The sequence below is a fragment of the Bradyrhizobium sp. KZN70725 genome (assembly GCF_055264925.1).
Window position 1 is genome coordinate 187372 of the sequence record NZ_JBUYWT010000009.1, and the last position, 24445, is coordinate 211816.

Consider the following 24445-nt stretch of genomic DNA (forward strand, 5'->3'; position numbering starts at 1 on the left):
GGCGCCGTCGCCATCAGCATGCCGCGCGTTTCGACCAGGCCACAACAGGATACTAAAGAATGACCGATCGCCTTCCGGGATTTTCCACCCTCGCCGTGCACGCCGGCGCGCAGCCTGATCCCACCACCGGCGCGCGGGCGACACCGATCTACCAGACCACGTCATTCGTCTTCAACGATGCCGACCACGCGGCCTCGCTGTTCGGCCTGCAGGCTTTCGGCAACATCTATACTCGCATCGGCAACCCGACCAATGCCGTGCTCGAGGAACGTGTCGCAGCCCTCGAAGGCGGCACCGCGGCGCTCGCCGTCGCTTCCGGTCACGCGGCGCAGGTCGTCGTGCTGCAGCAGCTGTTGAAGCCCGGCGATGAGATCATCGCGGCACGCAAGCTCTATGGCGGCTCGATCAACCAGTTCACGCACGCCTTCAAGGCGTTCGGCTGGAACGTGGCCTGGGCCGACCCAGATGAGATCGAAAGCTTCGAGCGCGCGGTGACGCCGCACACCAAGGCGATCTTCATCGAGTCGATCGCCAACCCGGCCGGCAGCATCACCGATATCGAGGCGATCGCGGCCGTTGCGCGCAAGGCCGGCGTGCCGCTGATCGTCGACAACACGCTGGCCTCGCCCTATCTGATCAAGCCGATCGACCACGGCGCCGACATCGTCGTGCACTCCCTGACCAAGTTCCTCGGCGGTCACGGCAACTCACTCGGCGGCATCATCGTCGATGCCGGCACCTTCGACTGGTCGAAGGACAACAAATATCCGATGCTGAGCGAGCCGCGCCCGGAATATCACGGCATCCGGATCCAGGAGACCTTCGGCAACTTCGCCTTCGCGATCGCCTGCCGCGTGCTCGGCCTGCGCGACCTCGGCCCCGCGCTGTCGCCGTTCAACGCCTTCATGATCCTGACCGGCATCGAGACGCTGCCGCTGCGCATGCAGAAGCACTGCGACAACGCCAAGGCGGTGGCGGAATTCCTCTCCACTCACCCCGCTGTGTCGGCGGTGAACTATGCCGGCCTGCCCGGCGACAGGTACAACGCCTTGCAGCGCAAATATGCGCCGAAGGGAGCCGGGGCGGTGTTCACGTTTAGCCTTAAGGGCGGCTATGACGCCGGCGTCAATCTGGTGTCGAACCTGCAGCTGTTCTCGCATCTCGCCAATGTCGGCGACACCCGCTCGCTGGTGATCCATCCGGCCTCCACCACCCACAGCCAGCTCGACGACGCCGCCAAGGTGAGGTCGGGCGCGGCGCCCGAGGTGGTGCGGCTTTCGATCGGCATCGAGGACAAGGAAGACCTGATCGCCGACCTCGACCAGGCCCTGCGCGCCTGATCCCGCAATTGTTCCGGAGCGGTGCGCCGTATCGCTCCGGCAACTTGCCCAAGGCGGCGGGCCTCCCGTTAACGCTTAATACCGACGGGCCTCTCGTTAACGTTCAATCCGGCTTAAAGTGGCAGTGATAGGCTCCGGATGATTCGGGAGACCATTGATGCTGCGCTGGACATTGCCGCTCGCGATCGCATTGTTTGCGATCCCGCCTGCTGACGCCGCCGACGGCCCGGCCGTCGCCAAGAGCGCGACCGTCAAGGCCGCGCGCCAGCTGCCGGCGGGCCTGCCGCACCGGCATTACGCCTACCGCACCACGATCACATCGCCGACCTATGTGCGGCGCGGACGCCAGCTCGTGGTCGTCGAGCAGCCCGTGGTGATCCCGCTCAATTCCGAGCCGTATATCCCGTTCGTGCCCGGCGAGCCGCTGCTGCCGGGGTCGTCGTCGCTGCCCGGCTATTACGGCAATTGGCACTCCTACAACTATTTCGGCCCGTACTACGGCGGTGCCTATGTGACCTATTGGGACCGCCTACCCTACGCCTGTGGCGTCTACGGCTACTGCTAGCGCGGACCGATCGGGTGGCCAGATCGCCGCAGAAATCCAGCGCACCGGCTTCGGGGAACGCGGTGACCGCTGATCTCGTCGCGGTGCTGGTCGCCGTCACCGAGGGCACGCCCAAGATCATGACCATCGCCGGCGGCTCCGCGCTGCCGAGCGGCCCGTTCGAGTTCACCCATCGCTCGCTGCAGACCGCGCTGCGGGCCTGGGTCGAAGCGCAGACCGGCCACCCGCTCGGCTATGTCGAGCAGCTCTACACCTTTGCCGACCGCGGCCGCTCCGGCGATGCCAAGGGGCCGCACAGCGTCTCGATCAGCTATCTCGGCCTGACCCGCGAGGATCGTGTCGGCGAAGGCTTTGAGGCGCACTGGTCCGGCTGGTACGACTACTTCCCCTGGGAGGATCATCGCGCCGGCGCGCCGGCCTTCCTGGCGAAGACGATCGCGCCGAAGCTGAAAACGTGGGCGAAGGCGGCGCCGTCGCCGACGCTGCAGCGCGAGCGCTGGCAGCGTTGCGCCATCACTTTTGGACTCGACGATCGCGACTGGAACGAAGAGCTGGTGCTGCAACGCTATGAGCTGCTCTACGAGGCCGCGCTGATCCCGGAAGCCGGACGCGGGCATGCCCGCGAGGCGCCGGTCGTACCGGGCAAGCCGATGACGGCGGATCATCGCCGCATTCTCGCGACCGGGATCGCGCGGCTGCGCGCCAAGATCAAATACCGTCCGGTGGTATTCGAGCTGATGCCGGCCGAGTTCACCCTGCTGCAACTGCAACGCAGTGTTGAGGCGCTCGCAGGCCGGCTGGTCCACAAGCAGAACTTCCGCCGGCTGATCGAGCAGCAGGAACTCGTTGAAGAGACTGGCGCAATGGCCGCCGATACCGTCGGCCGGCCGGCCAAGCTATTCCGCTTCCGCCATGCCGTGCTGGCCGAACGGGCCGTCGCCGGCACCAAGCTCCCGCTTTCGCGCACTTGACACGCCTTATGCTCAGGATAAGTATAAGCCATCTTATGCTCACGGAGAGTATAAATGGTTGCGCTCGATACCGATCTGCTCACCCGCACCGCGCCGCTTTATGAGCGCGTCAAACGCGTCATCCCGCCGTTCGAATGGGCCACGTTCGCCGAGGACGTCGATGCGATCCTCGCGCTGAAACGCCGCCGCAACGCGGTGGTACTGGCGCATAATTACCAGACGCCGGAGATCTTCCACGGCGTCGCCGATATCGTCGGCGACAGCCTGTTGCTCGCGCGCGAAGCAACCAAGGTCGATGCCGATGTCATCGTGCTCGCGGGCGTGCACTTCATGGCCGAGACCGCGAAGCTACTCAATCCGGCCAAGACCGTGCTGATCCCCGACCTCAAGGCCGGTTGCTCGCTGGCGGATTCCATCACCGCGCAGGACGTGCGGCTGATGCGCGCGCGCTACCCGGACGCACCGGTCGTCGCCTATGTCAACACCTCGACCGCGGTGAAGGCCGAGTCCGACATCTGCTGCACGTCGGGCAATGCGCTGAAGGTGGTTGAATCGCTCGGCGCCGAGCGCGTCATCATGCTCCCGGATGAATATCTGGCGCAGAACATCGCCAAGCAGACCAGCAAGAAGATCATCGCCTGGAAGGGCCACTGCGAGGTGCACGAGTTGTTCACCGCCGATGACGTGCGTCAGCTGCGCGAGGATCATCCCGATGTCACCATCCTGGCGCATCCGGAATGCCCGCCCGAGGTGGTCGCCGAAGCGGACTTTGCCGGGTCGACGGCTGCGATGCAGTCGTTCGTCGAGACCAAACGTCCGCCGCGCGTCGTGCTGCTGACGGAATGCTCGATGAGCGACAACATCGCCGCGCTAAATCCCGGTGTCGACTTCGTCCGCCCCTGCAATCTCTGTCCGCACATGAAGCGGATCACGCTGAAGAACATCCGTCACGCGCTGGAGACCAACCAGCACGAGGTCACCATCGACTCCGCGATCGCTGATCGCGCGCGCAAGAGCGTCGAAAGGATGCTGGCGATATGAGCATCGATATCTCCGATCTCAACGGCCGCCCGGTGATCATCGGCGGCGGTGCCGCCGGGCTGATGACCGCGCTTCAGCTCGCCCCCGAGCCGGTCGTGCTGCTGTCGAAGTCGCCGCTCGGCGCGGAAGCTTCCAGCATGTGGGCTCAGGGCGGCCTTGCGGCGCCGGTCGGCGCAGATGACAGCCCTGCCCTGCATCTCGCCGATACGCTCGCGGCCGGCGCCGGCCTTTGCGACGCGGCCGCCGCGAGCCGGATCGTCCACGCCGCGCCCGCCGCCGTCGAGCAGCTGGCGAGGCTCGGCGTCGCCTTCGACCGGCACGCCGACGGCAGCTGGCGCCTCGGGCTCGAGGCCGCACACCGCCGCAACCGCATCGTGCACGCCACCGGCGACGGTACCGGACGCGAGATCATGCGCGCGCTGATCGCGGCGGTCCGGCGCACACCATCGATCACGCTGCTGGAAGGCGTCGAGGCGCGCCGGCTGCTGGTCGAGGACAATGCGGTCAGGGGCGTGCTTGCAGCCAACGCAAGCGGCGCGCTGACGATCACGACCAATCGCGTGGTGATCGCGACCGGCGGCATCGGTGGGCTGTTCGCCGACAGCACCAATCCCGGCGGGTGTTTCGGCCAGGGGCTCGCACTTGCCGCACAGGCCGGCGCGAAACTGTCGGACATCGAGTTCGTCCAGTTTCATCCGACCGCGTTCGACGGGCCGTCGCGCCCGATGCCGCTGCTGACCGAGGCGATCCGTGGCGATGGCGCGGTGTTGATCGACGAGACCGGCGAGCGCTTCATGGCCGATCAGCCCGGCGCCGAGCTTGCGCCACGCGACATCGTGGCGCGCGCCGTGTGGCACCACCGTGCCGCGGGGCATCGCACCTTCCTCGACGCGCGCCAACATCCGGGCGCGGAGTTTGCGCAGCGCTATCCCGTGATCAGCGCGTTCTGCAAGATGGCCGGCATCGACCCCGCCCATGATCCGATCCCGATCCGGCCGGCGGTTCACTACCATATGGGCGGCATCGCGGTTGATGGCTATGGCCGCAGCACGGTGCAGGGCCTGTGGGCCTGCGGCGAGGCCGCGCGCACCGGGTTGCACGGCGCCAACCGCCTCGCCAGCAACTCGCTGATGGAAGCGATCGTCTGCGCGCGCTGGGTCGCGGAGAGCATCGAAAGCGTAAGTGCGGGCCCGCGCGCCATGCTGCGCGACGATGCGATGCCACAGGCTTCCGATCCCTCCGCCGTGCGACCGATCCTCACCCAGGGACTCGGCGTCCTGCGCGATCGCGACGGGATCGCCCGCGCGATCCGCAGTCTCTATCCACTCGCATGCGGTCACAGTGCGGCGTCCGACGCAGCATTGGTCGGATTGATGGTCGCGGTTGCCGCCATCCGGCGTGAGGAAAGCCGCGGCGGCCACTTCCGCACCGATTTCCCGCACATTGCTGCGTCGGCCGTTCCGTCGTCCCTTACCCGCGCCGATGCACTCGCCGCCGCGCGCGACATCGTCGAATCCACGCCATTTGCCAGGAGTGCCCTGTCATGACCCTCACCCCCCTGCTGCCGCTGATCTATGAGCCGATCGTGCAGACCGCCTTGCGCGAGGATCTCGGCCGCGCCGGCGATATCACCGCAGACGCCATCGTGCTGGCCGGCCAGCAGGCGCGGCTGGTGATGCGGGCGCGGCAGCCCGGCGTGATCGCCGGGCTCGATGTCGCGCGGTCAGCCTTCCAGACGGTGTCGCCGGCCATCACGCTGCGCGCCGAACGGCCCGACGGCAGCGCGGTCGAACCCGACCAGGTCATCGCGATCATCGACGGCCCGGCCCGCAGCCTGCTCACCGCCGAGCGGACCGCGCTCAACTTCCTCTGCCATCTGAGCGGTGTCGCCACCGCAACGGCTACGCTGGTCAAGGCCGTGGCGGGCACCCGCGCGCAGATCGTCTGCACCCGCAAGACCACGCCGGGACTGCGTGCGCTGGAGAAATATGCGGTGCGCGCCGGCGGCGGCGGCAATCATCGCTTCGGGCTGGATGACGCGGTGCTGATCAAGGACAACCACATCGCGCTCGCCGGCGGCATCCGCACCGCGATCGAGCGCGCCAAGGCCAATACCGGCCATCTCGTCAAGATCGAGGTCGAGGTCGACACGCTGTCGCAGCTCGAGGAGGCGCTGACGCTCGGCGTCGACGCGGTGCTGCTCGACAACATGACGACCGAGCAGCTCAGCCAGGCGGTCGACATGGCGCGCGGCAAGGCGATCACCGAAGCCTCCGGCCGCATCACCGCGGCGACGGCCGCAGCGATTGCCGCAACCGGCGTCGACCTGATCTCGGTCGGCTGGGTGACCCACAGCTCGGCCGCGCTCGATATCGGGCTCGACTATCTGTCCTGATCGATCAAAGAGGTTGATCGATCAACCGGGCTGGCCGACCGCAACGAGGGTCGGCTGATCCCGCTCGGTCCGGCGCGCGGCGAAGCGCTCGGCCTGCAGCACCGCGAGCGTCAGCACGACGATGGCGACGGCCTGGTGCGTCAGCGCCAGATCGATCGGCACCTGATGCAGCAGCGTCAGGATGCCGAGCGTCGCCTGCAGCGTGATCGCCGCCACCAGCCACCAGGCGCCGGCGATCACCGCGCCGCCGGCGCGCGCGCGCATGGCATCGATCGCATGTGCGATCGCCAGCGCGAACAGCAGATAGGCGGTCATGCGATGTTCGAACTGCACCGTCAGCGTGTTGTCGAACAGATTGCGCCACCACGGTGTCTCGAACCAAAGCCGGTCAGCCGACGGAATGAAGCCGCCGTCGATGTCGGGCCAAGTATTATAAACCCTGCCCGCGCGCAGCCCCGCGACCAGCGCGCCGAAATAGAGCTGCACGAAGGTCAGCACGAGCAGCACCGCGCTCGTGAGCTTCAGCCTGAGCGGCGCGATCACGCTTGGGCGGTCGGTCAGGCGCCGCAGCGTCCAGACGATCGCCGCGAAGATCAGAAGCGCCAGCACAAGATGCGTCGCCAGCCGATACTGCGATACCTCGATGCGTTCCGAGAGGCCGGACGCGACCATCCACCAGCCGACGCCGCCCTGCAGCGCGCCGAGGCCGAAAATCACCCACAATCGCCGGCCGAGTTCGCCGCTCACCGCGCCGCGCCACAGGAAATACAGGAACGGCAGCAGATAGGCCGCGCCGATCACGCGGCCAAGCAGCCGGTGGCTCCACTCCCACCAGAAGATCGTCTTGAATTGCTCGAGCGTCATCCCGGCGTTGAGCTCGCGATATTGCGGGATCCTCTTGTAGCCCTCGAAGGCTTGGGTCCACTGCGCCTCGGTCAGCGGCGGCAGCGTACCGGTCACCGGCTTCCATTCGACGATCGACAGGCCGGACTCGGTCAGCCGCGTGGCGCCGCCGACCAAGACCATCAGGGCGATCAGGGCGGCCACCGCGACCAGCCATACCCTGACGGCGCGAAGCTGCGATGTCTTTGCGGAAATACCGGCCATTTCGCCCTGACTTGATTGGATTTTCGGGCCCCTTATAGTCCGCCGCGCCCGCGGCGCAAGCCGCCGTCCGGAGCCTCGTTTCCGATCAAGTCGGAAGCAAGCTCCAGAACGTTGTTTTGACGCGTTTTCTTTGCGCGAACCGGTGCCCGCTTCGCTCGAAAACGCCCTGGATCACGAGTTGCAAATATCCGCCATGGCCATACGCACCCGCAAACTGCTCGGAACCATCTTCCTGCTGATCCTGGTGGTGGTGTGGTCGCTGCTTGGCATGACGGTCGCGCAGACGCCGTGGCTTGCCAATTCGGGGCTGCTGCAGGCGATCTTCTACGTCGTCGCTGGCCTCGGCTGGGTGCTGCCGGCGATGCCGATCGTCGCCTGGATGTCGCGGCCCGATCGCGCCTAAGTAACGTCCTGGTCGCGCGCGCTGCGCGTCGGCCGCACCGGCGCGAACATCACGCCCGACAGCAGTACCCGCATCATCCGCAGCGAGCGCACGCGGCCGTCCCATGCGATGCGCGGCAGCGCGTGAAGGTTGGTGCGCCCCTGCGCCTCGATGACCCCTGGTATGGTCGACACCGCGCTGGCAAAGCCGGCCTCTTCGGCCATCACGACATGCGGACGGCCGAACGCATCGCGGTCCCCGAACGGGAATGCGAAATGTCTGACCTGCCGCCCAAGCGCGCTCTCGGCCACCGCCTTGCCCATCGCCATCTCGCGCTGCGCGTCGGCATCCCTGAGGCTCGACAGCGCCGGATAGTTCACGGTCGCGCTGCCGAACGTCACGTTCGGATCGGCGGCAAGCTTCGCCAGATCCTGCCAGTCGAGTGACGCATTGCGTGACAATTGGGCTGCGTCGGCCGAATAGCGCCTGGCGAGATCGTTCAGCGCGTAGGACAGGTCCGACGGCGGCAGCTTGCGCAGCCAGCCGGACAGGAAATCGAACAGCTCGTATTTGTCCGAGAGATTTGAAATCGCGAAGTGCCGCTCCCGGCCGTCGATCATCATGCTGATGCGGTTTTCGCGCGCGATGATTTCCTCCAGCACCAGCCACCACGCCACGCCGACGCCATCGGGAAAGGCCGTCGGCAGATACAGCGCGAAGGGAACGCCGTGCCTGGCGAGCACCGGCCAGGCATGGGTGACGATGTCCTTGCTGGCGCCGTCAAAGGTCAGGCAGGCAAAGCGCCGGCGCTCCGGCAAGGTCACCGCGCGGCGGCAAGCCTCATCGATCCTGACGATGTCATACCGCCAGCGCTTCAACCCACGGATCGTGCGATCGAGGAAAGCCGGCGTGATCTCCTGGGACTTCAGCGGCTGAAACCGGCCGCGTCGCGCGGGACGAACGCGGGCGAAGCGCAGGATCACCCCGGCGCCGCCGCTCTCGCGTTCCCGCAGCTTGAAGGCGCCACTGAAATACGCGAGCTCCATTCCGGCCCGTCGTAAAATCCCGCTGTCCGGCGCCAAGATCCCCGTCCTTGTCAGGCGGTTCCCGCACACCGCCGCGGCATTGTTCTTACTCTTTGTTGACATTTCCCTGCGAAGGTCGGCCCCAGCCGAGAACTGTAAATTAATACCCTAAAATTTCGGGTTCCGAGATGACCATGGCGGCGGCAATCGAAGGCCAGACGGCCGAGACGCGGGCGTGGCCGAACGCGATCCGCGTCGCCGGCGTCGACATCTTTCATGATCTCACCGCGGCCGAAGCGACCTGGCGCGGCTTCGAGACGTCGCAGCACAGCTACACGCCCTATCAGCGGTTCGATTTCCTCGCCAGCTGGCAACGCCAGGTCGGCGAGCGCGAGGGCCTGCGGCCCTTCATCGTCGTCGCTCATGACAGCGAACGCCGGCCGCTGCTGCTGCTGCCGCTCGCAATCGAATCCCGCCTCGGCGCGAACTGCGCGAGCTTCATGGGCGGCAGGCATGCGACCTTCAACATGGCGCTGTGCGCGAAGGATTTCGCCGCCGATGCGACGGAAGCCGACATCGCGGCCCTGATCCGATCGATCGCCGAACGCTCCCGCGCCGATGCGCTCGCGCTCTGCCAGCAGCCGCTGCGCTGGCGGGATCTGCCGAATCCGCTGGCGCTGCTGCCGCATCAGGCTTCGGTCAACGACTGCCCGGTGCTGGCGATCGAGCCCGGCGCGGCACCGGCGGCGCTGGTCAGCAACTCGTTCCGCCGCCGCCTCAAGGGCAAGGAGCGCAAGCTGCAGGCGCTGCCCGGCTATCGCTATTATGTCGCGAGCGAGAGCGCCGATGTCTGCCGCCTGCTCGACTGGTTCTTCCGCGTCAAGCCGCAGCGCATGGCCGAGCAGAAGCTGCCGAACGTGTTCGCCGAGCCGGGCATCGAGCAGTTCATTCGTGCCGCCTGCCTCGCGCCGCGCGCCGACGGCAACGGCTACGCGATCGACATCCACGCGCTGGAGTGCGACGAGGAAGTGATCGCGATCTTCGCCGGCGTGTCCGACGGTCATCGCTTCTCGATGATGTTCAACACCTACACGATGTCGGCCAATTCCAAGTTCAGCCCCGGCCTGATCCTGATGCGCGATATCATCGATCGCCATGCCGGCCTGAACTACCGCGCTCTGGATCTCGGCATCGGCTCGGACGAGTACAAGCGGCTGTTCTGCAAGGACGATGAAGCCGTCGTCGACAGCTTCGTTCCGCTCAGCTTGCGCGGCAAGCCGGCGGCCAGCGCGCTGTCGGCCATCAATCGCGCCAAGCGCGCTGTGAAGCAAAATCCGGCGCTGTTCGAGATTGCCCAGAACCTGCGCAGCATGTTCCGCTGAGTGTTCAGCGCGCCGCGTCGCCCTGCTCTGCGCCGCCATTCGGTACGCCGAGCCGTTTCATCGCGTCGAACAAGAGTGCCGCAGCGGGTGACAGCGCACGCTTGCGCAACTTGATCAGGCCGTAATTCTCCAACAACAGCCTGTCGCGCAGGCGCAGCACCTTGAACCGCTGCGGATCGACCAGATCGAACACCAGCATGGGGACCGGCACGATCGCGTCGATGCCCGCGGCAATTCCGACCGATGCGAAAAACGACTCGGTGTTGATGACCCGGCGCGGCGGCGTCACGCCGCGGCTCATGAACAGCCTCTCGAGTGCCTGGCGCATGAAGGATTCGCGCGGCTGGCAGATCCATTGCTGGTCGGCCATGTCCTCCAGCTCGACCGTCTCGCGGCCGGCCAACGGATGCTCCGCGCGAACGAGCAGCACCGCCTCCTCCGCGCCGATCTCGTAATAGTCGAATTGCCGGGGGTCGATGCCGGCGGGAATCCTGGCGACGACGAAATCGAACTCGAGCGCCAGCAGTCGCGTGATCAATGGCGGGCTGGTGCTGACATCGAGCGAGATGTTCACCCGATTCAGCTTTTCGCCGAGATACTGGATCACGTCGACGACGAGGTCGATGCTCGGCTTGGCGACTGTTCCAACGGAGACGGTGCCGAGCTCACCGGATTTGTAGCCCGCGAACTCGTCGGTGACCTGGTCGAGATCGGCCAGCACGCTCTTGCCGCCACGGATCAGGATCGATCCATAGGCCGTCGGTTCGACGCCGCGCGCCGTGCGCTCGAACAAGGGAACCCGCGCCAGCGCCTCGATTTCGGCAAGCATCTTCGATGCCGCCGATTGGGTGATGTTCAACCGCTCGGCGGCGAGCTGCAACTTGCGCTCATTGTCGAGAGCGACCAGCAAGCGCAGCTGGCGCAGTTTCAGATTACTGATCACGGCCCGCCACCATCCTGCCCGGCAAGGGCCCTTTCCGTTCCGATTAAGCCGGAACGGGGCTCCAGATTCTGCTTTGAGGCGTTTTCTTGACGCGAGCCGGCAGCCACTTCGCCGGAAAACGCTCCAGGGTTCCCGCGTTTATACCGCGGTGCATCATGACAGTTTCGCCGTGGCTCCATTCCCAAATGCCATTAGTCACGCGGCAGTCGATTACACAACAATGAAGAAGACTTGCAAGAGCAACGCGACGAACCGCTGCGGGTGCGCCAGTGCCGCCCCGAACAGCGCAGTGATCGTCTGCCGAATCGAAAAACAGGAAGGGATGGGAACGATGAGCGACGATGTCGAGAAGCGCGCGATCGGAAAGATGATGCGGCGGCTGATTCCGTTCCTCATCCTGTGTTACTTCGTGGCCTATCTCGATCGCGTCAATGTCGGCTTCGCCAAGCTGCATATGAACGCGGCGCTCGGCCTCAGCGAGGCCGCCTACGGGCTCGGCGCCGGGCTGTTCTTCATCGGCTACTTCTTCTTCGAGGTGCCCTCCAACATCCTGCTGGAGCGGTTCGGTGCGCGGCGGTGGATCGCCCGCATCATGATCAGCTGGGGCATCGTCTCGGCCGCATTTGCCTTCATCCCGCAGATGTCCGCGGCGAGCGGCCTGTCGAGCGAATGGATCTTCTACTTCCTGCGCCTCCTGCTCGGCGCCTGCGAAGCCGGCTTCTTCCCGGGCATCATCTTCTATTTGACGCTCTGGTTCCCGTCGGTGTACCGCGCGCGCGTCATCAGCCTGTTCATGCTGGCGATCCCGATCTCGAGCATCATCGGGGCGCCGATCTCGGGATTGCTGCTCAACCTGTCGGGCGCCGGCCTGACCGGATGGCAGTGGCTGTTCGTCTGCGAGGCATTGCCGTCGGTCCTGGTCGGCTTCGCTGTCCTGACCTTCCTGCCGGATTTTCCGCGCCAGGCAAGCTGGCTGCAGCCCGACGAGGTCAAGTGGATTCAGACGACGCTTGAGCGCGAGCGGCAGCAAACCGAGGCCGTGGAGCATATTTCCGTCCTGCAGTCGCTCACCGACTCGCGGGTCCTTGCCTGCGCCTTCGTGTATTTCTGCCTCAACGCGGCAAGCTACGGCGTCGCATTCTTCCTGCCCACCATCATCAAGGCGTTTGGCGTCACCGACACCCAGACCGGCTTGATCGCGGCCCTGCCCTTCGTGTTCGGCGCGGTCGGCATGGTGCTGCTCGGCCGCCATTCCGACAAGACCGGCGAGCGGCGATACCATGTCGCCGGCGCGCTGACGCTCGCCGCCGTCGGTATCGGCCTTGCCGGGCTGGTGTCGAATCCGGTGCTGATCGTCGCCCTGCTCTGCCTTGCGCAGATCGGCGTGTCGGCGGTGCCGCCGATGTTCTGGCCGATGCCGGCAGGTATCCTGACCGGCGCCTCGGCGGCGGCAGGCATTGCCGCGATCAACTCGCTCGGCAACCTGTCAGGCTTCGCCGGCCCATTCGCCGTCGGCTATCTGAAGGACCTGACGGGCAGCTTTACGGCAGGGCTGCTGCTGCTCGCCGTGATGGGACTGATCGGCGCGCTGGTCACGATCAGGCTGCGGATCGATCCGGTGCTCGAGCGAACCGCGCGCGAGCCGATGATGGCGCACTAGGCATCGGGCGCCTCCACCGGATGGGATGGGAACGGCGCCGGTAATGCCTGTCACCTGCCGGCGGCCGCCTTGCTTGCGGCCGCCTTGGCGATCTCACGGATGCACGCGATGAAGATCTCGGCGGTCGGGCCCAAGGTGCGGCCTTTCAACGTGACGATCGCGGCCGAGACGGCGGCCGCTCGCGGAAGCTGAACCGGAAGCTCCTTCAGCCCGAGATCACCGCCGGCAAACCGCGCGACCGAGCCCGGCAGCACGGTGATGAAGCGGCCGGTCGCGGCGAGCCGGCAGCACAAATGAAGCGACAGCGTCGTGATCGGCGCGCTTGGCATCTGCATTCCGAATTCGCGAAACGTCTCCGCCACCGCGGCGCCCGGAAAGGTGTCCGGCGGAGGCAGCACCCAGCGCTCGTGTGCGAGGTCGGCCAATTCGAGCCTGGACGCGCGCGCCCATTTGCTTCGCCTTCCCGCGACCACGACGCGCCGATCGTCGAGCAAGGGCTCGACCGCCAGGTCCGTCTCGTCAAACGGCGTCGGCGTCCATCCAAGCAACAGATCGATGTTGCGCTCGCGCAGTTCGCGGTAGCGCAGATCGCTGAGAACGGTCTGCGCGACATTGATGCGGATGCCGGGATGCTGCCGCGTGAAGCGGTCGATCGCCACCGGAAGCAAGCCCGCTGCGATGCTCTCCGTGCTGCCGATGCGCAACTCTCCGATGCTCGGATCGGCCAGAAACTCGAGCTCCTGCAAGCCCTGGGTAAGCTCGTCGAAGATCGAGACCCCGCGTCGCACCAGAGCATGGCCATAGGCCGTCAGTTCGATGCCGTTACGGCAACGATCGAATAGCCGAAGGCCGAGCGCGTGCTCCATGCCGCTGACCGCCCGCGAAATCGCCGGCTGCGACACCGCGAGCTCCGCGGCAGCCTTCGCCATGCTGCCGCGCTGCGCGATAACGAGCAGGATGTGCAGGTCGCGCAGCTTGATCCGGCGTCGGGCACGCTCGATGTCCTGCATCAGCGATCCTTACCAAAACGGTTATGGACGCCTCAGACACTAGCATTGGACGTTTATCCCCGCCTCACGCATCCTCCGCGTGCGATGACGCAGATCGTCGCGCCCCGAACGGCGCGGCTCGACGACCATGGAGGCATGCATGTTGACCCGTCGCGACGTCCTGACCGCGTCAGCGGCCGGTGCCGCGCTCGCCGCCGCAGGCCTGGTCCGGCCAGTCGGCGCGCAGCCCCGCCTGAAGACCGCCCATATCCTGACCGGCTACACGCCCGGATTGCCCGACGCCGTCGCAAGGCTCGTTGCCGGGCAGATGAAGGACTATGCCGACTCCATCGTCGTTGAGACCCGGCCCGGCGCGAGCGGCCGGATTGCGATCGAGGCGGTAAAGAACGCCGAGGCCGATGGATCGGTCATGCTGCTCGCGCCGCTTGGGTTCATCGCGCTGTTTCCACACACCTACAATTCGCTCGCATACACACCGCAGGACTTCACGCCGGTATCGACCGTCGGCTCATTCGCGACGCTGCTGGCGATCGGCCCGAAAGTCCCGAACGATGTCAGGAGCCTCGCCGACTTCGTCGCCTGGTGCCGCGCCAACCCGACACAGGCGACCTACGGCACGCCGGGCGTTGGCACCACCCTGCATTTCATCGGTGCGATGCTCGGCCGAACCGCGGGCTTCGACTATCTCCACGTGCCCTATCAAGGCAGAGGGGCGGTCCAGGATCTCCTGAAGGGCGAGATCGCGTCGGCGGTGATGCCGATCGACAGCCTGCTGGGTCAGGTCCAGTCCGGACAGCTTCGCGCTCTGGCGACGACCGGTCCCAGCCGTCTCAAATCCCTCCCCGATGTGCCGACGGTGGCGGAAGCCGGTTACCCCGGGCTTCAGGACGTGACCTGGTTCGGCATCTTCCTGCCGGCGAAGACGCCCGCGGCAATCGTCGCGCAACTCAACGGCGCGATCCAGGCGTCATTGCGCAGCGACGAGGTCAAGTCCGGCATGGCCAAACTGTCGGTCGACGTCGACGCAATCGCGATGAATGACTTTGCGCAACTGCTCGCCACCGAATCCGATCGCTGGAAAGGGATCGTGCGGGCGACCGGATTTACCCCGACGGGCTGACGGTGGCGCTCAGGCAGCCACCACCCGCGGGCCCCTCACAGCCGCTTCCGACGCCGCGCAGGGCTTGCTCAGCATCGTCACTTCGGCGAAGCCGACCGCCCTGAGTTGCTCGACCATCGAGTGGCGGGCATCCTGCGCCATGGTGGCGTCGGGCACGACGACCGCCTGCGCCTTCGCGGTCAGCAGTTCGGCCGGCAGGTCGAGGGCCGAACCGGCGTCGAGCAGCACGTGGTCGTAGACCCTGAGCAGCGCATCGATCGCAAGGGCGAGCCGCGGCGATTGCAGATGCGAGCGATCGAAGCCCGGACGCCCGGCGCTGACGATCTGAACACGCGACTGCCGGTCCTTGGTGATGATCTGCGCGAAGGTCGCCTCGCCCTGCATCAGCTCGGCAAGGCCGGGCGCCGCCGGATCGACGGTCGCCGACGTCAGCACCGGCGAGGACGCGACGAGATCGACGACGACAACCTTGGCCTGGCGCGCCATCAGACGCGCCAGCGTCAGGGCGGTCAACGTAACGCTATCAGCCGCGGCCGGGCCGAGCACGGTGACCTTGTGGGCGGCGGGACCGGCGGCGACAAGGCGCTCGGCGAGCTCATCGATCTCGTCGGCAGTCTGGGCGGACTCAGGCTGCGGCGGAGGTTCATAGGCAGCCGCAGGCTCCAGCGGCAGTTCGGGCTCCACGGCCGGCTTCGGCGCGACCGGCGATGCGAGCGCGGGTTCAGGGGGCAGCGCCGGCGCGGGGTGGTCCACGGTTGCGGCATCCATGACCGGCTCGCGGCGCCTGATCACGGCAGCCGCCGGCGCGAAGGCGCGGCCAACCGCACCGGGCGCGGAGATGCGCAGCAGCTCGCCGGTGATGATGATGCCGGATGACAGCAACAGCGTCGCCAGCGTCGCGATCAGCACGATCGGCAGCTTCTTCGGATAGGCCGGCGTATTCGAAACCGAGGCGCGCGAGATGATGCGACCGTCGGTCGGCGCGGCCTCGATGTTCTCGCGCGCCGTCGCCTCGCGGTACTTGGCGAGATAGGCCTCCAGCAGGTCGCGCTGCGCCTTGGCTTCGCGCTCCAGCCCGCGCAGTTGCACGTCCTGGCTATTGCTAGACGACGCCTGCCTCTTCGACTGGTCCAGGCTCGCCTGCAACGCCATGACTCGGCCATCGGCGACGCGGGCGTCATTGTCCAGCGAGCGCGAAACCTTGCCGGCTTCTTCGCGCAATTGCCGGTCGAGATCGGCGATCTGCGCCTTCAATTCCTTGATGCGCGGATGGTTGTCGAGCAGCGTCGACGACTGCTCGGCAAGCTGCGCGCGCAGCGTGCCGCGCTGTTCGGCCAGCCGGCGGATCAGCTCGGAATTGAGCACCTCCGACGCCTCGATCGGCTTGCCGACCTGAAGCATCTCCCGGATCAGCCGTGCCTTGGTCTCGGCATCCGCCTTCAGCGCGCGGGCATTGTTGAGCTGCGTGTTCAGCTCACCCATCTGCTGGTTCGACAGCGGGATGTTGTTGGTGCCGACGAACAGGCTCGACTTCGAGCGGAATTCCTCGACGCGCGAATCCGCCTCCGCGACCTTGGTGCGCAGCTTGTCGATCTCGCCGAGCAGCCATGTGCTGGCGGATTTGGCCTGGTCCTGCCGCGCGGCCTGCTGCAGCACGAGATAGCCGTCCGCGATCGAGTTGGCGACGCGCGCCGCAAGCTCGGGATCCTCGGACTGGAACTCGATTACCATGACGCGCGACTTGTCGACCGCAAAAGCCTGGAAGCGCTCGTAATAGGAATCAAGCACCCGCTCTTCCGGCGTCAGGCTGAACGGGTCACGGCCGATGCCGAACAGCGCCAGCAGCGACTTCAGCGGCGAAAAGCCCCGCAGCACCGGATCGAACTCCGGACGTTCGGCCAGCTTGTTCTTCTTGATGATGTCGCGCGCGAGATCGCGCGACAGCAACAGCTGCACCTGGCTCGTCACCGCCTCGGCGTCGAGCGAGGTGCGCTCCAGGTCGCGCTCGCCGTTCGGACGCAGGAAGGCGTTCTCGCGATTGTCGATCAGGATTCGCGCTTCCGACTTGTAGCGCGGCGTCACGACGTTGACCGCGGCAAGCGACAACGCGAACACCAGCACCGTCGGCACGATGATCCAGCCGCGCTTGCGCGCCAGCGCGCGGCCGAGCACGTGCAGGTCAAGATCGGCCGCCTCCGCCGGACGGGCCGGCTTGTCAGGAGCAGGCTTGTCGGGATCAGGCTTGGGCGCAGCCGGCTTCACGACAGCTTCGTCGGCAACGGGCGCAGACTTCGGCAACGCCCGTTGCACGACGGCCTTATCCTTGCCTCTACGCCAGAATGCAAAACGCATAACGAACCCCCGCGGACACCGCGACTCCATCTCAATGGGGCGATTACAGTCCATTAAGGTTGCCGCTGGGTTAATCGGTGGGGTTGACGGGCATGGCCGCCACCACCCGCCCCGTCATTCTTTGTTAACCATGGGTGCCGTTAATCGGAGCCGATATTGTCGCGGGATTCCTTGCATGCGCGATCTGCGCGCTCCCCTTATTTGTCTGGTCGCTGCGCTCGCGCTGTCGGGCTGCATTGGCCGAACGTCGCCGCTTGCCGGTGACCCCGGTCTCGAACCGATGGCGTATGCTGCGCCCGTGGCCTATGCCGATCCCGCACCGACGCGCGAGGGCTATAATCTCGGCCCCGGCGACAAGCTCCGCGTTGTGGTCTATGGCCAGGAAGGGCTGACCAACGCCTATGCGATCGACGCCGCGGGCGCGATCACCATGCCGCTGATCGGCTCGGTGCCGGCGCGCGGCCGGACGCCCGCCGGGCTTGCCGCCGAGATCACCGCGCGGCTGCGCAACGGCTTCATCCGCGAGCCGTCGGTCGCAGTCGAGATCGAGGCCTACCGGCCGTTCTTCATCCTCGGCGAAGTCCAGGCCCCCGGCCAATATCCCTATGTGCCCAACATGACGGTCGAAAGCGCGATCGCGATCGCCGGCGGCTTCTCGCCGCGCGCCAGGCGCGACGAGGTTACCGTCACCCACACCAATGCATCCGGCGCCGGCCGCTTGGTCGCTCCCCTGGGCACGCCGATCGGCCCCGGCGACACCGTGTTCGTCGGCGAGCGCTGGTTCTGATCGATGGCGCAGGATCAAAATCAGCAACCGCCCCTCCGCATCCTGCACGTGGTGCGTGCCCCGGTCGGCGGCATCATTCGTCACATCCTCGACGTCGCCAACGGCCAGATCGAACGCGGCCATCATGTCGGCATCGTCGCCGACAGTTTGACCGGCGGCGCGCGGGCCGACGCGGCGCTTGCCGAGATCGAGCCGCGGCTCAAGCTCGGCGTCCACCGCGTCGCGATACGCCGTGAGCCGCGCTTCGCCGACTTCATGGTCTGGGCCCACATCGCCGGCCTGATCCGCAAGCTGAAACCCGATGTCGTCCACGGGCATGGCGCCAAGGCCGGCGCCTATGTCCGGCTGCGGCGGCGGTCGGGCAAGGTGATCCGGGTCTACACGCCGCATGGCGGCTCGCTGCACTACCCGCTCGACACCTGGAAGGGCCGCTTCTACAGCCAGCTCGAGCGCACCCTGATGAACAGCACCGACCTGTTCCTGTTCGAGAGCGCGTTTGCCCGCGACACCTATCAGCGCACCGTCGGCAAGCCGGCAGGCCTCGTGCGCTGCGTGTTCAACGGCGTCACCGCGGAGGAGTTCGAACCGGTCCCCCGCGCCGACGATGCCACCGACGTGGCCTATGTCGGCGAGTTCCGGCGCATCAAGGGCGCCGATCTGCTGATCGACGCGGTGGCGAAGCTGCGCGCCGAGGGCGAGCCGGTGACGTTGACGCTCGGCGGCGACGGCGAGGAATTCGAGCGCCTCAAGGAGCAGGTGAAGCGGCTGTCGCTCGGCGAGGCCGTCCGCTTCATCGGTCACGTCAAGGCGCGCTATGGCTTTTCGAAGGGCAGCCTGCTCGTGGTGCCCTCGCGCGGCGATTCGATGCCCTATGTAGTGATCGAGGCGGGCGCGGCCGGCGTTCCGATGATCGCCGCCGATGTCGGCGGCATCCCGGAGATCTTCGATACCCACACCGACGCCCTGTTCGCGCCGAGCAATGCTGGAGCGATGGCCGACGCGATCAAGGCCGCGCTCGACGATCCCGCCGCGACCGCGGCGCGCGCCGAGCGATTGCGCGAGCGGATTTCGGAACATTTCTCGCAAAGCGCGATGGTCGAGGGGGTACTGGCCGGCTATCGCGACGCATTTGCCAAACGTTAACCACTTCTTGCACACGTAACCGTTTCTTCCGATTTGTCCCCTTAAGTCACGCCCGGGGGAATTTTCGTGCTGCGCGCGGATGCCCATCTGCATGCGCAGGAATGGACGTGGACTCGTGGAACCGTTTAACGCACGCTCGATGCTGGATGCCGCTGCGTCTGCGACGGCCGCTCAGCCGCAGATCGAACGGCGCCGGCGCCTCTCGCCGGCCGCGCTCGCCGTTACCAACCAGAAGGTTCGCGGCGCCTACTCGCCGGTTGTGATCGCCGGCGTGGTTCGCCTCGCCGACTTCGTGCTGCTCAGCCTGGTCGGCGTCGGGCTCTATCTCGCCTATGTCAGGCCGCTCGCCGGCGGCAGTATTCACTGGGGGTACATCGCATCGATCCTCGGCATGTCGGCTGCCGCCGTGGTCTGCTTCCAGGCCGCCGATATCTACCAGGTGCAGATCTTCCGCGGCCAGCTTCGCCAGATGACGCGCATGATCTCGTCGTGGGCCGTCGTGTTCCTGCTGTTCATCGGCATCTCCTTCCTGGTCAAGCTCGGCGGCGAGGTCTCGCGGGTCTGGCTGTCGTCGTTCTTCTGCGTCGGCCTTGCGGTGCTGATCGCCGAACGGCTGCTGCTGCGATCGATGGTGCGCGCCTGGGCGCATGACGGCCGGCTCGACCGCCGCACCATCATCGTCGGAGCAGACCACAATGGCGAGCAGCTGATCGAGGCGCTGAACGCCGAGGATGATTCCGACATCCATCTGCTCGGCGTGTTCGACGACCGCAATGACGATCGCGCCACCAACACCTGCGCCGGCGCACCGAAACTCGGCAAGATCGATGACATCGTCGAATTCGCCCGCCGCACCCGCGTCGACCTCGTGCTGTTCGCGCTGCCGATCTCGGCGGAGACCCGCATCCTGGAAATGCTGAAGAAGCTGTGGGTGCTGCCGGTCGACATCCGCCTGTCGGCCCATACCAACAAGCTGCGCTTCCACCCCCGTTCCTATTCCTATATCGGCAAGGTGCCGACGCTCGATATGTTCGAGGCGCCGATCACCGACTGGGATCTGGTGCTGAAATGGCTGTTCGACCGCGTGGTCGGCGGTCTGGCCTTGGTTGCGGCGCTGCCGGTGTTGGGACTGGTGGCGCTCGCGGTGAAACTCGACAGCCCCGGCCCGGTGCTGTTCCGCCAGAAGCGCTTCGGCTTCAACAATGAGCGGATCGACGTCTACAAATTCCGCTCGCTCTACCACCATCAGGCCGACCCCACCGCCTCCAAGGTGGTGACCAAGAACGATCCGCGCGTGACCCGCGTCGGCCGCTTCATCCGCAAAACCTCGCTCGACGAATTGCCGCAACTGTTCAACGTTGTGCTGAAGGGCAATCTCTCGCTGGTCGGCCCGCGCCCGCACGCCGTGCAGAGCAAGCTGGAGAACCGCCTGTTCGACGAGGCGGTCGACGGCTACTTCGCCCGCCACCGCGTCAAGCCCGGCATCACCGGCTGGGCGCAGATCAACGGCTGGCGCGGCGAGGTCGACACTGACGAGAAGATCCAGAAGCGCGTCGAATACGACCTCTATTACATCGAGAACTGGTCGGTGCTGTTCGACCTCTACATCCTGCTCAAGACCCCGTTCTCGCTGCTAACGAAAAGCGAGAACGCGTACTGATCGAGGCGGGTTCAAACCGCACGTCATTGCGAGCGCAGCGAAGCAATCCACGCTGCCGCTAGGGGATAGGTGGATTGCGTCGTCGCTGACGCTCCTCGCAATAACGGGTGTCAGGTTCTGTGTCCGTTGCGTTGCGTGAGTATCCGATGGCCTATGCGGCGACAGCCGGGACGACCCATTCGCTGACATCAGCACCAACGGGCGTGCTGGCGCTGCAGCGGGCGCTGGTGTGGCTGGCCGGCGCGTCCGGCGCCATCGTGTTCATCGAGCCGAGCCCGTATGAGCTCGTCACGCTGACTGCCTGCGTGCTGTTCTTCGCCACGGGCCTGCGCATGCGGCTCGTGTTCATGCCGCTGCTGTTCACATTGATCGTGCTCAATGTCGGCTACAGCATCGGTGCGGTGCCGTTCCTCGACAAGCCGGAGGTGGTGAACTGGATCCTGACCTCCTGGTACATGGCCATCACCGTCATCTTCTTCGCGATGGTGATGTCGGAGGATACCGAAGCCCGCCTCGACATGCTGCGCCGCGGCCTGATCGTCGGCGCGATGATCGCTTCGCTCGCCGGCATCGCCGGCTACTTCCGTCTGGTGCCCGGCGGCTACGACCTGCTGACGCTGTATGACCGCGCCCGCGGAACCTTCAAGGACCCGAACGTGCTCGGCGCCTTCCTGATCCTGCCGGCGCTGTTCACGCTGCAGAGCGTGGTCTCCGACCGCTTCGGCAAGGCGCTCCGCAACGCCATCGCCTTCGGCATCATCTCGCTCGCGATCCTGCTGTCGTTCTCGCGCGCCGCCTGGGGCGGCCTCGTGATCACCGCGGCCTTCATGCTGGCGCTGATGGTGTTCACCAGCCGCTCGCAGGCGCAGCGCTCGCGCATCATCGTGATGACCTTGATCGCCGCGATCCTGGCCGTGGCGCTGATCGCTGTGCTGCTCTCGATCGGCTCGGTCGCGGACATGTTCAAGCAGCGCGCGAGCTTCGACCAGAGCTATGACGAAGGCCGCTTCGGCCGGTTCGGCCGCCACATCCTCGGCGCCCAGATGGCGCTCGAGCTGCCGTTCGGCATCGGGCCGCTGCAATTCCACACCTACTTCCCCGAGGACACCCACAATTCCTATCTCAACGCCTTCATGTCGGGCGGCTGGATCTCGGGGATTTGCTATCCGGCGCTGGTGTTCGTCACCGCGATCATCGGCTTCCGCTACATCTACATGCGGGTGCCGTGGCAGCGCGGCTATCTCGCGGTCTTCTCGGCGTTCCTCGGCTTCGTCGGCGAGAGCTTCATCATCGATACCGACCACTGGCGGCACTTCTGGATGATGCTGGGCACGATGTGGGGCATGTATGCGGCAGCCGAGCACTACCGCGCGACGTCGGCACGGATCATCGACGAGTCTTCGGCGGCATCTTGAGACTGGCGCGCTGCTCCGGCGGCATGTCGATCACCGCCTTCAATGCTCCGGTCGCTTCCAGCACGCCCTTGTAGCCGTCATTGGCGAAGCGCAGCAGCAAGCGCAGCTCGTCGTCGGTGTAGCTGCTCCACAGCTTGAGCATCGCCTCCTGCATCGGCACGTAGAACTTGCCGATCTCCGCCGCTTTTTCCTCCACCACCGAGATGAAGACCTTGCGGCGGTCGCTCTCGTCCCGCTCGCGGCGCACGTAACCCGCCTTCTCCAGACGATCGACCACGCCGGTGATCGCGCCGGTGGTCAGCCCGGTGACCTCGGCGAGGCGCCCCGCGGTCACACGCCCCTCAAGGTGCAGGATGTCCATGCATTCCATGTCGGAGTTGGAGATTCCGGCCATGTTTGCAACGGCTTGGCCGTACATCACGCCCTGCGCGGATGACCGGCGCATCGCCTCCTCGAGTTCCTGCATCAGCGCTTCGCGCGACGTCGTGCTTGACAAATCGGCTCCTATATCTTACTCGCCTAATATCTTATAAACTAAGATAATTAGCAACTGACCTTTCCTATCCCACACGGATGCATGGAGCAAGGCATGACCTCACGTCCCCGTAAAGCTCTGATCATCGGCGCCGGCATCGCAGGCCCTGTCACCGCGATGTTCCTGACCCGCGCCGGAATCGAGACCGAGCTCTATGAAGCCTGGCCCTACTCCACCGGGATCGGCGGCGGGCTGCAGATCGCGCCGAACGGCATGCACGTGCTGGCGGAGCTCGGCCTCGCCGACGAGTTGATCCGCAACGGCTCGATCGCGGAGTCCTTCGACTTCTATTCGCAGGGCGGCAAGAAGCTCGGCTCGCTCAACCAGAACATGCAGCAGCGCTTCGGCCAGCCCGCGGTGAACATGTGCCGCGCGACGTTGAACGAGACGCTGATCGACAAGGCCTGGGCCTCCAACGTCTCGGTGTTCTTCGAGAGGAAACTGGTGAAGATCGAGGACCGCGGCGATCAGCCCGTGATCGCCTATTTCAACGACGGCACCACCGCCGAGGGTGATTTCGTGATCGGCGCCGACGGCGTGCACTCTGCGGTGCGGCGCCATGTGATCCCTGACGGCCCGACGCCGTTCGACACCGGGCTGATCGGCTTCGGCGGATTCGTGCCCCGCGCGGTGATCGAGAAGCTGCCGATCGGCCAGAGGGTGGCGACCACGTTCGGGCAGAGCGGCTTCTTCGGCTTTGGGATGTGCAGCCCCGATCCGGACACGGGCGCGATGTGGTGGAGCACGCAGCCGTCGCACGGCATGACCGCGGCGGCCTACCGGTTGCAGAGCCAGGCCGCGATCAGGCAGCATCTGCGCGATTTCCACGCCGGCTGGCACGCGCCGATCCCCGAGATCATCGAAGCCGCCGAGAATATCGTGGTCACCGACACGCTCGACGTCGCGACGCTGCCGACCTGGTCGCGCAAGCGCACCCTGTTGATCGGCGACGCCGCGCACGCGACGAGCCCGCATGCCGGCCAGGGCGCATCGCTGGCGCTGGAAGACGCGCTGCGGCTCGGCATCCTGATGCGCGACGGCCAGGAGCTCGGCATGACGTTCCAGGCTTTCGAGCACGAGCGGCGCCCGCGCGCCGAGAAGATCGTGGCGATCGCCCGCCGCAACGGCAACAGCAAGCGCGAGTTCAGCCCGACCGGCGCCTGGCTCCGCGATCACATGTTGAAGCTGCTGCTGCCGGTGTCGTCCAAGGGAATGGACTTCATGTACGCTTATAATCCGCGCGCGGCGGCGTAGCGCCTCTCCCTCTCCCCGTCCTTCACGGGGTCGAGACGAGCGAAGCTCGCTCTTAGAGGGTTGGGGTGAGCGGCTCTCTCCACGAGCAATGCGATCGGACGGACCTGTACCCCTCACCCGGATCGCATCTGACGATGCGATCCGACCTCTCCCCGCAAGCGCAGGGGTGTCCGGGGAAATTCAGGCATAGCGGAGCTCCATCTGGTCAGGTGAGATGGTTGATTTCCGACGGCTGGGGTTGATGGGCGGAGGTTTGTCGATGGCAGCGAGGGATCGACGCGTGAGCAGGAGCTGGCCGACGAGTTCGGCGAACCTGAGCGGGAGCATTTTGATGCAGTTGGTGTGAGCGGCGATGCGC

At 66.1% G+C, this 24445-nt stretch carries 21 protein-coding genes; 15 read left to right on the forward strand and 6 right to left on the reverse strand.

Translation table 11 applies throughout. The annotated features are described in order from the left end of the window. Window positions 1-59 precede the first annotated feature (59 nt). The 6 genes from ACZBJS_RS11715 to nadC all read left to right on the forward strand — a co-directional run bounded on the left by ACZBJS_RS11715 (window position 60) and on the right by nadC (window position 6312). The gene (locus tag ACZBJS_RS11715; RefSeq protein WP_141342882.1) at window positions 60-1340 is read left to right on the forward strand and encodes an O-acetylhomoserine aminocarboxypropyltransferase; all 1281 of its coding nucleotides are present in this window, start codon (window positions 60-62) and stop codon (window positions 1338-1340) included. Window positions 1341-1497: 157 nt separating this feature from the next. Then, a complete protein-coding gene (locus ACZBJS_RS11720) occupies window positions 1498-1905 on the forward strand; it encodes a hypothetical protein (protein WP_018271884.1) in 408 nt (135 codons plus the stop codon). A gap of 119 nt (window positions 1906-2024) precedes the next feature. Further along, window positions 2025-2876: an NUDIX hydrolase gene (locus ACZBJS_RS11725; RefSeq protein WP_233475385.1), complete on the forward strand. Its 852-nt coding sequence runs from the start codon at window positions 2025-2027 to the stop codon at window positions 2874-2876. A 54-nt stretch (window positions 2877-2930) separates the two neighbouring features. Continuing rightward, window positions 2931-3917, forward strand: coding sequence for a quinolinate synthase NadA (nadA, locus tag ACZBJS_RS11730; RefSeq protein WP_057020659.1), 987 nt, complete (start codon window positions 2931-2933; stop codon window positions 3915-3917). Further along, entirely contained in the window at window positions 3914-5464 is a 1551-nt protein-coding gene (locus ACZBJS_RS11735) for an L-aspartate oxidase (RefSeq protein ID WP_316397294.1), read from the forward strand. Before nadA ends, ACZBJS_RS11735 begins: the two co-directional genes overlap by 4 nt. After that, entirely contained in the window at window positions 5461-6312 is an 852-nt protein-coding gene (nadC, locus tag ACZBJS_RS11740; RefSeq protein ID WP_168855921.1) for a carboxylating nicotinate-nucleotide diphosphorylase, read from the forward strand. The genes ACZBJS_RS11735 and nadC overlap by 4 nt, the downstream gene beginning before the upstream one ends. Window positions 6313-6333: 21 nt before the next feature. Here nadC and ACZBJS_RS11745 read toward each other — a convergent pair whose 3' ends face one another. Beyond that, on the reverse strand, window positions 6334-7419 hold the full coding sequence (locus ACZBJS_RS11745) for a COX15/CtaA family protein (RefSeq protein WP_168855922.1): 1086 nt from the start codon (window positions 7417-7419) through the stop codon (window positions 6334-6336). A gap of 193 nt (window positions 7420-7612) precedes the next feature. Between ACZBJS_RS11745 and ACZBJS_RS11750 the strand changes: the two genes are divergently transcribed. Continuing rightward, complete coding sequence (locus tag ACZBJS_RS11750) at window positions 7613-7822, forward strand: DUF2842 domain-containing protein (RefSeq protein ID WP_016844954.1); 210 nt, start codon at window positions 7613-7615, stop codon at window positions 7820-7822. On the opposite strand, the gene ACZBJS_RS11755 is transcribed toward ACZBJS_RS11750, so the two are convergent. After that, complete coding sequence (locus tag ACZBJS_RS11755) at window positions 7819-8847, reverse strand: polysaccharide deacetylase family protein (protein ID WP_168855923.1); 1029 nt, start codon at window positions 8845-8847, stop codon at window positions 7819-7821. The genes ACZBJS_RS11750 and ACZBJS_RS11755 overlap by 4 nt on opposite strands. A 167-nt stretch (window positions 8848-9014) precedes the next feature. Here ACZBJS_RS11755 and ACZBJS_RS11760 point away from each other — a divergent pair, with 167 nt between their 5' ends. After that, window positions 9015-10208 carry a GNAT family N-acetyltransferase gene (locus ACZBJS_RS11760; RefSeq protein ID WP_076825293.1) on the forward strand — a complete coding sequence of 398 codons (1194 nt, stop codon included), beginning with the start codon at window positions 9015-9017 and terminating at the stop codon, window positions 10206-10208. A gap of 4 nt (window positions 10209-10212) precedes the next feature. Here ACZBJS_RS11760 and ACZBJS_RS11765 read toward each other — a convergent pair whose 3' ends face one another. Further along, window positions 10213-11151: a LysR family transcriptional regulator gene (locus tag ACZBJS_RS11765; protein WP_229190299.1), complete on the reverse strand. Its 939-nt coding sequence runs from the start codon at window positions 11149-11151 to the stop codon at window positions 10213-10215. 322 nt (window positions 11152-11473) lie between these two features. On the opposite strand from ACZBJS_RS11765, the gene ACZBJS_RS11770 reads away from it, so the two are divergent. Then, window positions 11474-12811, forward strand: coding sequence for an MFS transporter (locus ACZBJS_RS11770; protein WP_016844958.1), 1338 nt, complete (start codon window positions 11474-11476; stop codon window positions 12809-12811). A gap of 50 nt (window positions 12812-12861) precedes the next feature. On the opposite strand, the gene ACZBJS_RS11775 is transcribed toward ACZBJS_RS11770, so the two are convergent. Next, the gene (locus ACZBJS_RS11775; protein WP_316397293.1) at window positions 12862-13821 is read right to left on the reverse strand and encodes a LysR family transcriptional regulator; all 960 of its coding nucleotides are present in this window, start codon (window positions 13819-13821) and stop codon (window positions 12862-12864) included. A gap of 139 nt (window positions 13822-13960) precedes the next feature. Here ACZBJS_RS11775 and ACZBJS_RS11780 point away from each other — a divergent pair, with 139 nt between their 5' ends. Then, on the forward strand, window positions 13961-14941 hold the full coding sequence (locus ACZBJS_RS11780) for a Bug family tripartite tricarboxylate transporter substrate binding protein (protein WP_057020864.1): 981 nt from the start codon (window positions 13961-13963) through the stop codon (window positions 14939-14941). Between the two features lie 9 nt (window positions 14942-14950). Here the strand turns inward: ACZBJS_RS11780 and ACZBJS_RS11785 are convergent, their stop codons facing one another. Beyond that, window positions 14951-17293, reverse strand: a complete 2343-nt coding sequence (locus ACZBJS_RS11785) for a GumC family protein (RefSeq protein ID WP_316397291.1) — start codon at window positions 17291-17293, stop codon at window positions 14951-14953. Between the two features lie 175 nt (window positions 17294-17468). Here ACZBJS_RS11785 and ACZBJS_RS11790 point away from each other — a divergent pair, with 175 nt between their 5' ends. The 4 genes from ACZBJS_RS11790 (at window position 17469) to ACZBJS_RS11805 (ending at window position 22298) form a co-directional block, all read left to right on the forward strand. Next, window positions 17469-18080 (forward strand): polysaccharide biosynthesis/export family protein, encoded by a 612-nt coding sequence (locus ACZBJS_RS11790; RefSeq protein WP_463438720.1) that lies wholly within the window; start codon window positions 17469-17471, stop codon window positions 18078-18080. Between the two features lie 3 nt (window positions 18081-18083). After that, window positions 18084-19223: a glycosyltransferase family 4 protein gene (locus tag ACZBJS_RS11795; protein ID WP_316397290.1), complete on the forward strand. Its 1140-nt coding sequence runs from the start codon at window positions 18084-18086 to the stop codon at window positions 19221-19223. Between the two features lie 115 nt (window positions 19224-19338). Continuing rightward, window positions 19339-20883 carry an undecaprenyl-phosphate glucose phosphotransferase gene (locus ACZBJS_RS11800; RefSeq protein WP_057020669.1) on the forward strand — a complete coding sequence of 515 codons (1545 nt, stop codon included), beginning with the start codon at window positions 19339-19341 and terminating at the stop codon, window positions 20881-20883. A 146-nt stretch (window positions 20884-21029) separates the two neighbouring features. Next, window positions 21030-22298, forward strand: coding sequence for an O-antigen ligase family protein (locus ACZBJS_RS11805; RefSeq protein ID WP_076825280.1), 1269 nt, complete (start codon window positions 21030-21032; stop codon window positions 22296-22298). On the opposite strand, the gene ACZBJS_RS11810 is transcribed toward ACZBJS_RS11805, so the two are convergent. Continuing rightward, complete coding sequence (locus ACZBJS_RS11810) at window positions 22270-22764, reverse strand: MarR family transcriptional regulator (protein ID WP_141341084.1); 495 nt, start codon at window positions 22762-22764, stop codon at window positions 22270-22272. The genes ACZBJS_RS11805 and ACZBJS_RS11810 overlap by 29 nt on opposite strands. A 123-nt stretch (window positions 22765-22887) precedes the next feature. On the opposite strand from ACZBJS_RS11810, the gene ACZBJS_RS11815 reads away from it, so the two are divergent. Beyond that, window positions 22888-24087, forward strand: coding sequence for an FAD-dependent oxidoreductase (locus tag ACZBJS_RS11815; RefSeq protein ID WP_310885897.1), 1200 nt, complete (start codon window positions 22888-22890; stop codon window positions 24085-24087). Window positions 24088-24445 lie beyond the last annotated feature (358 nt).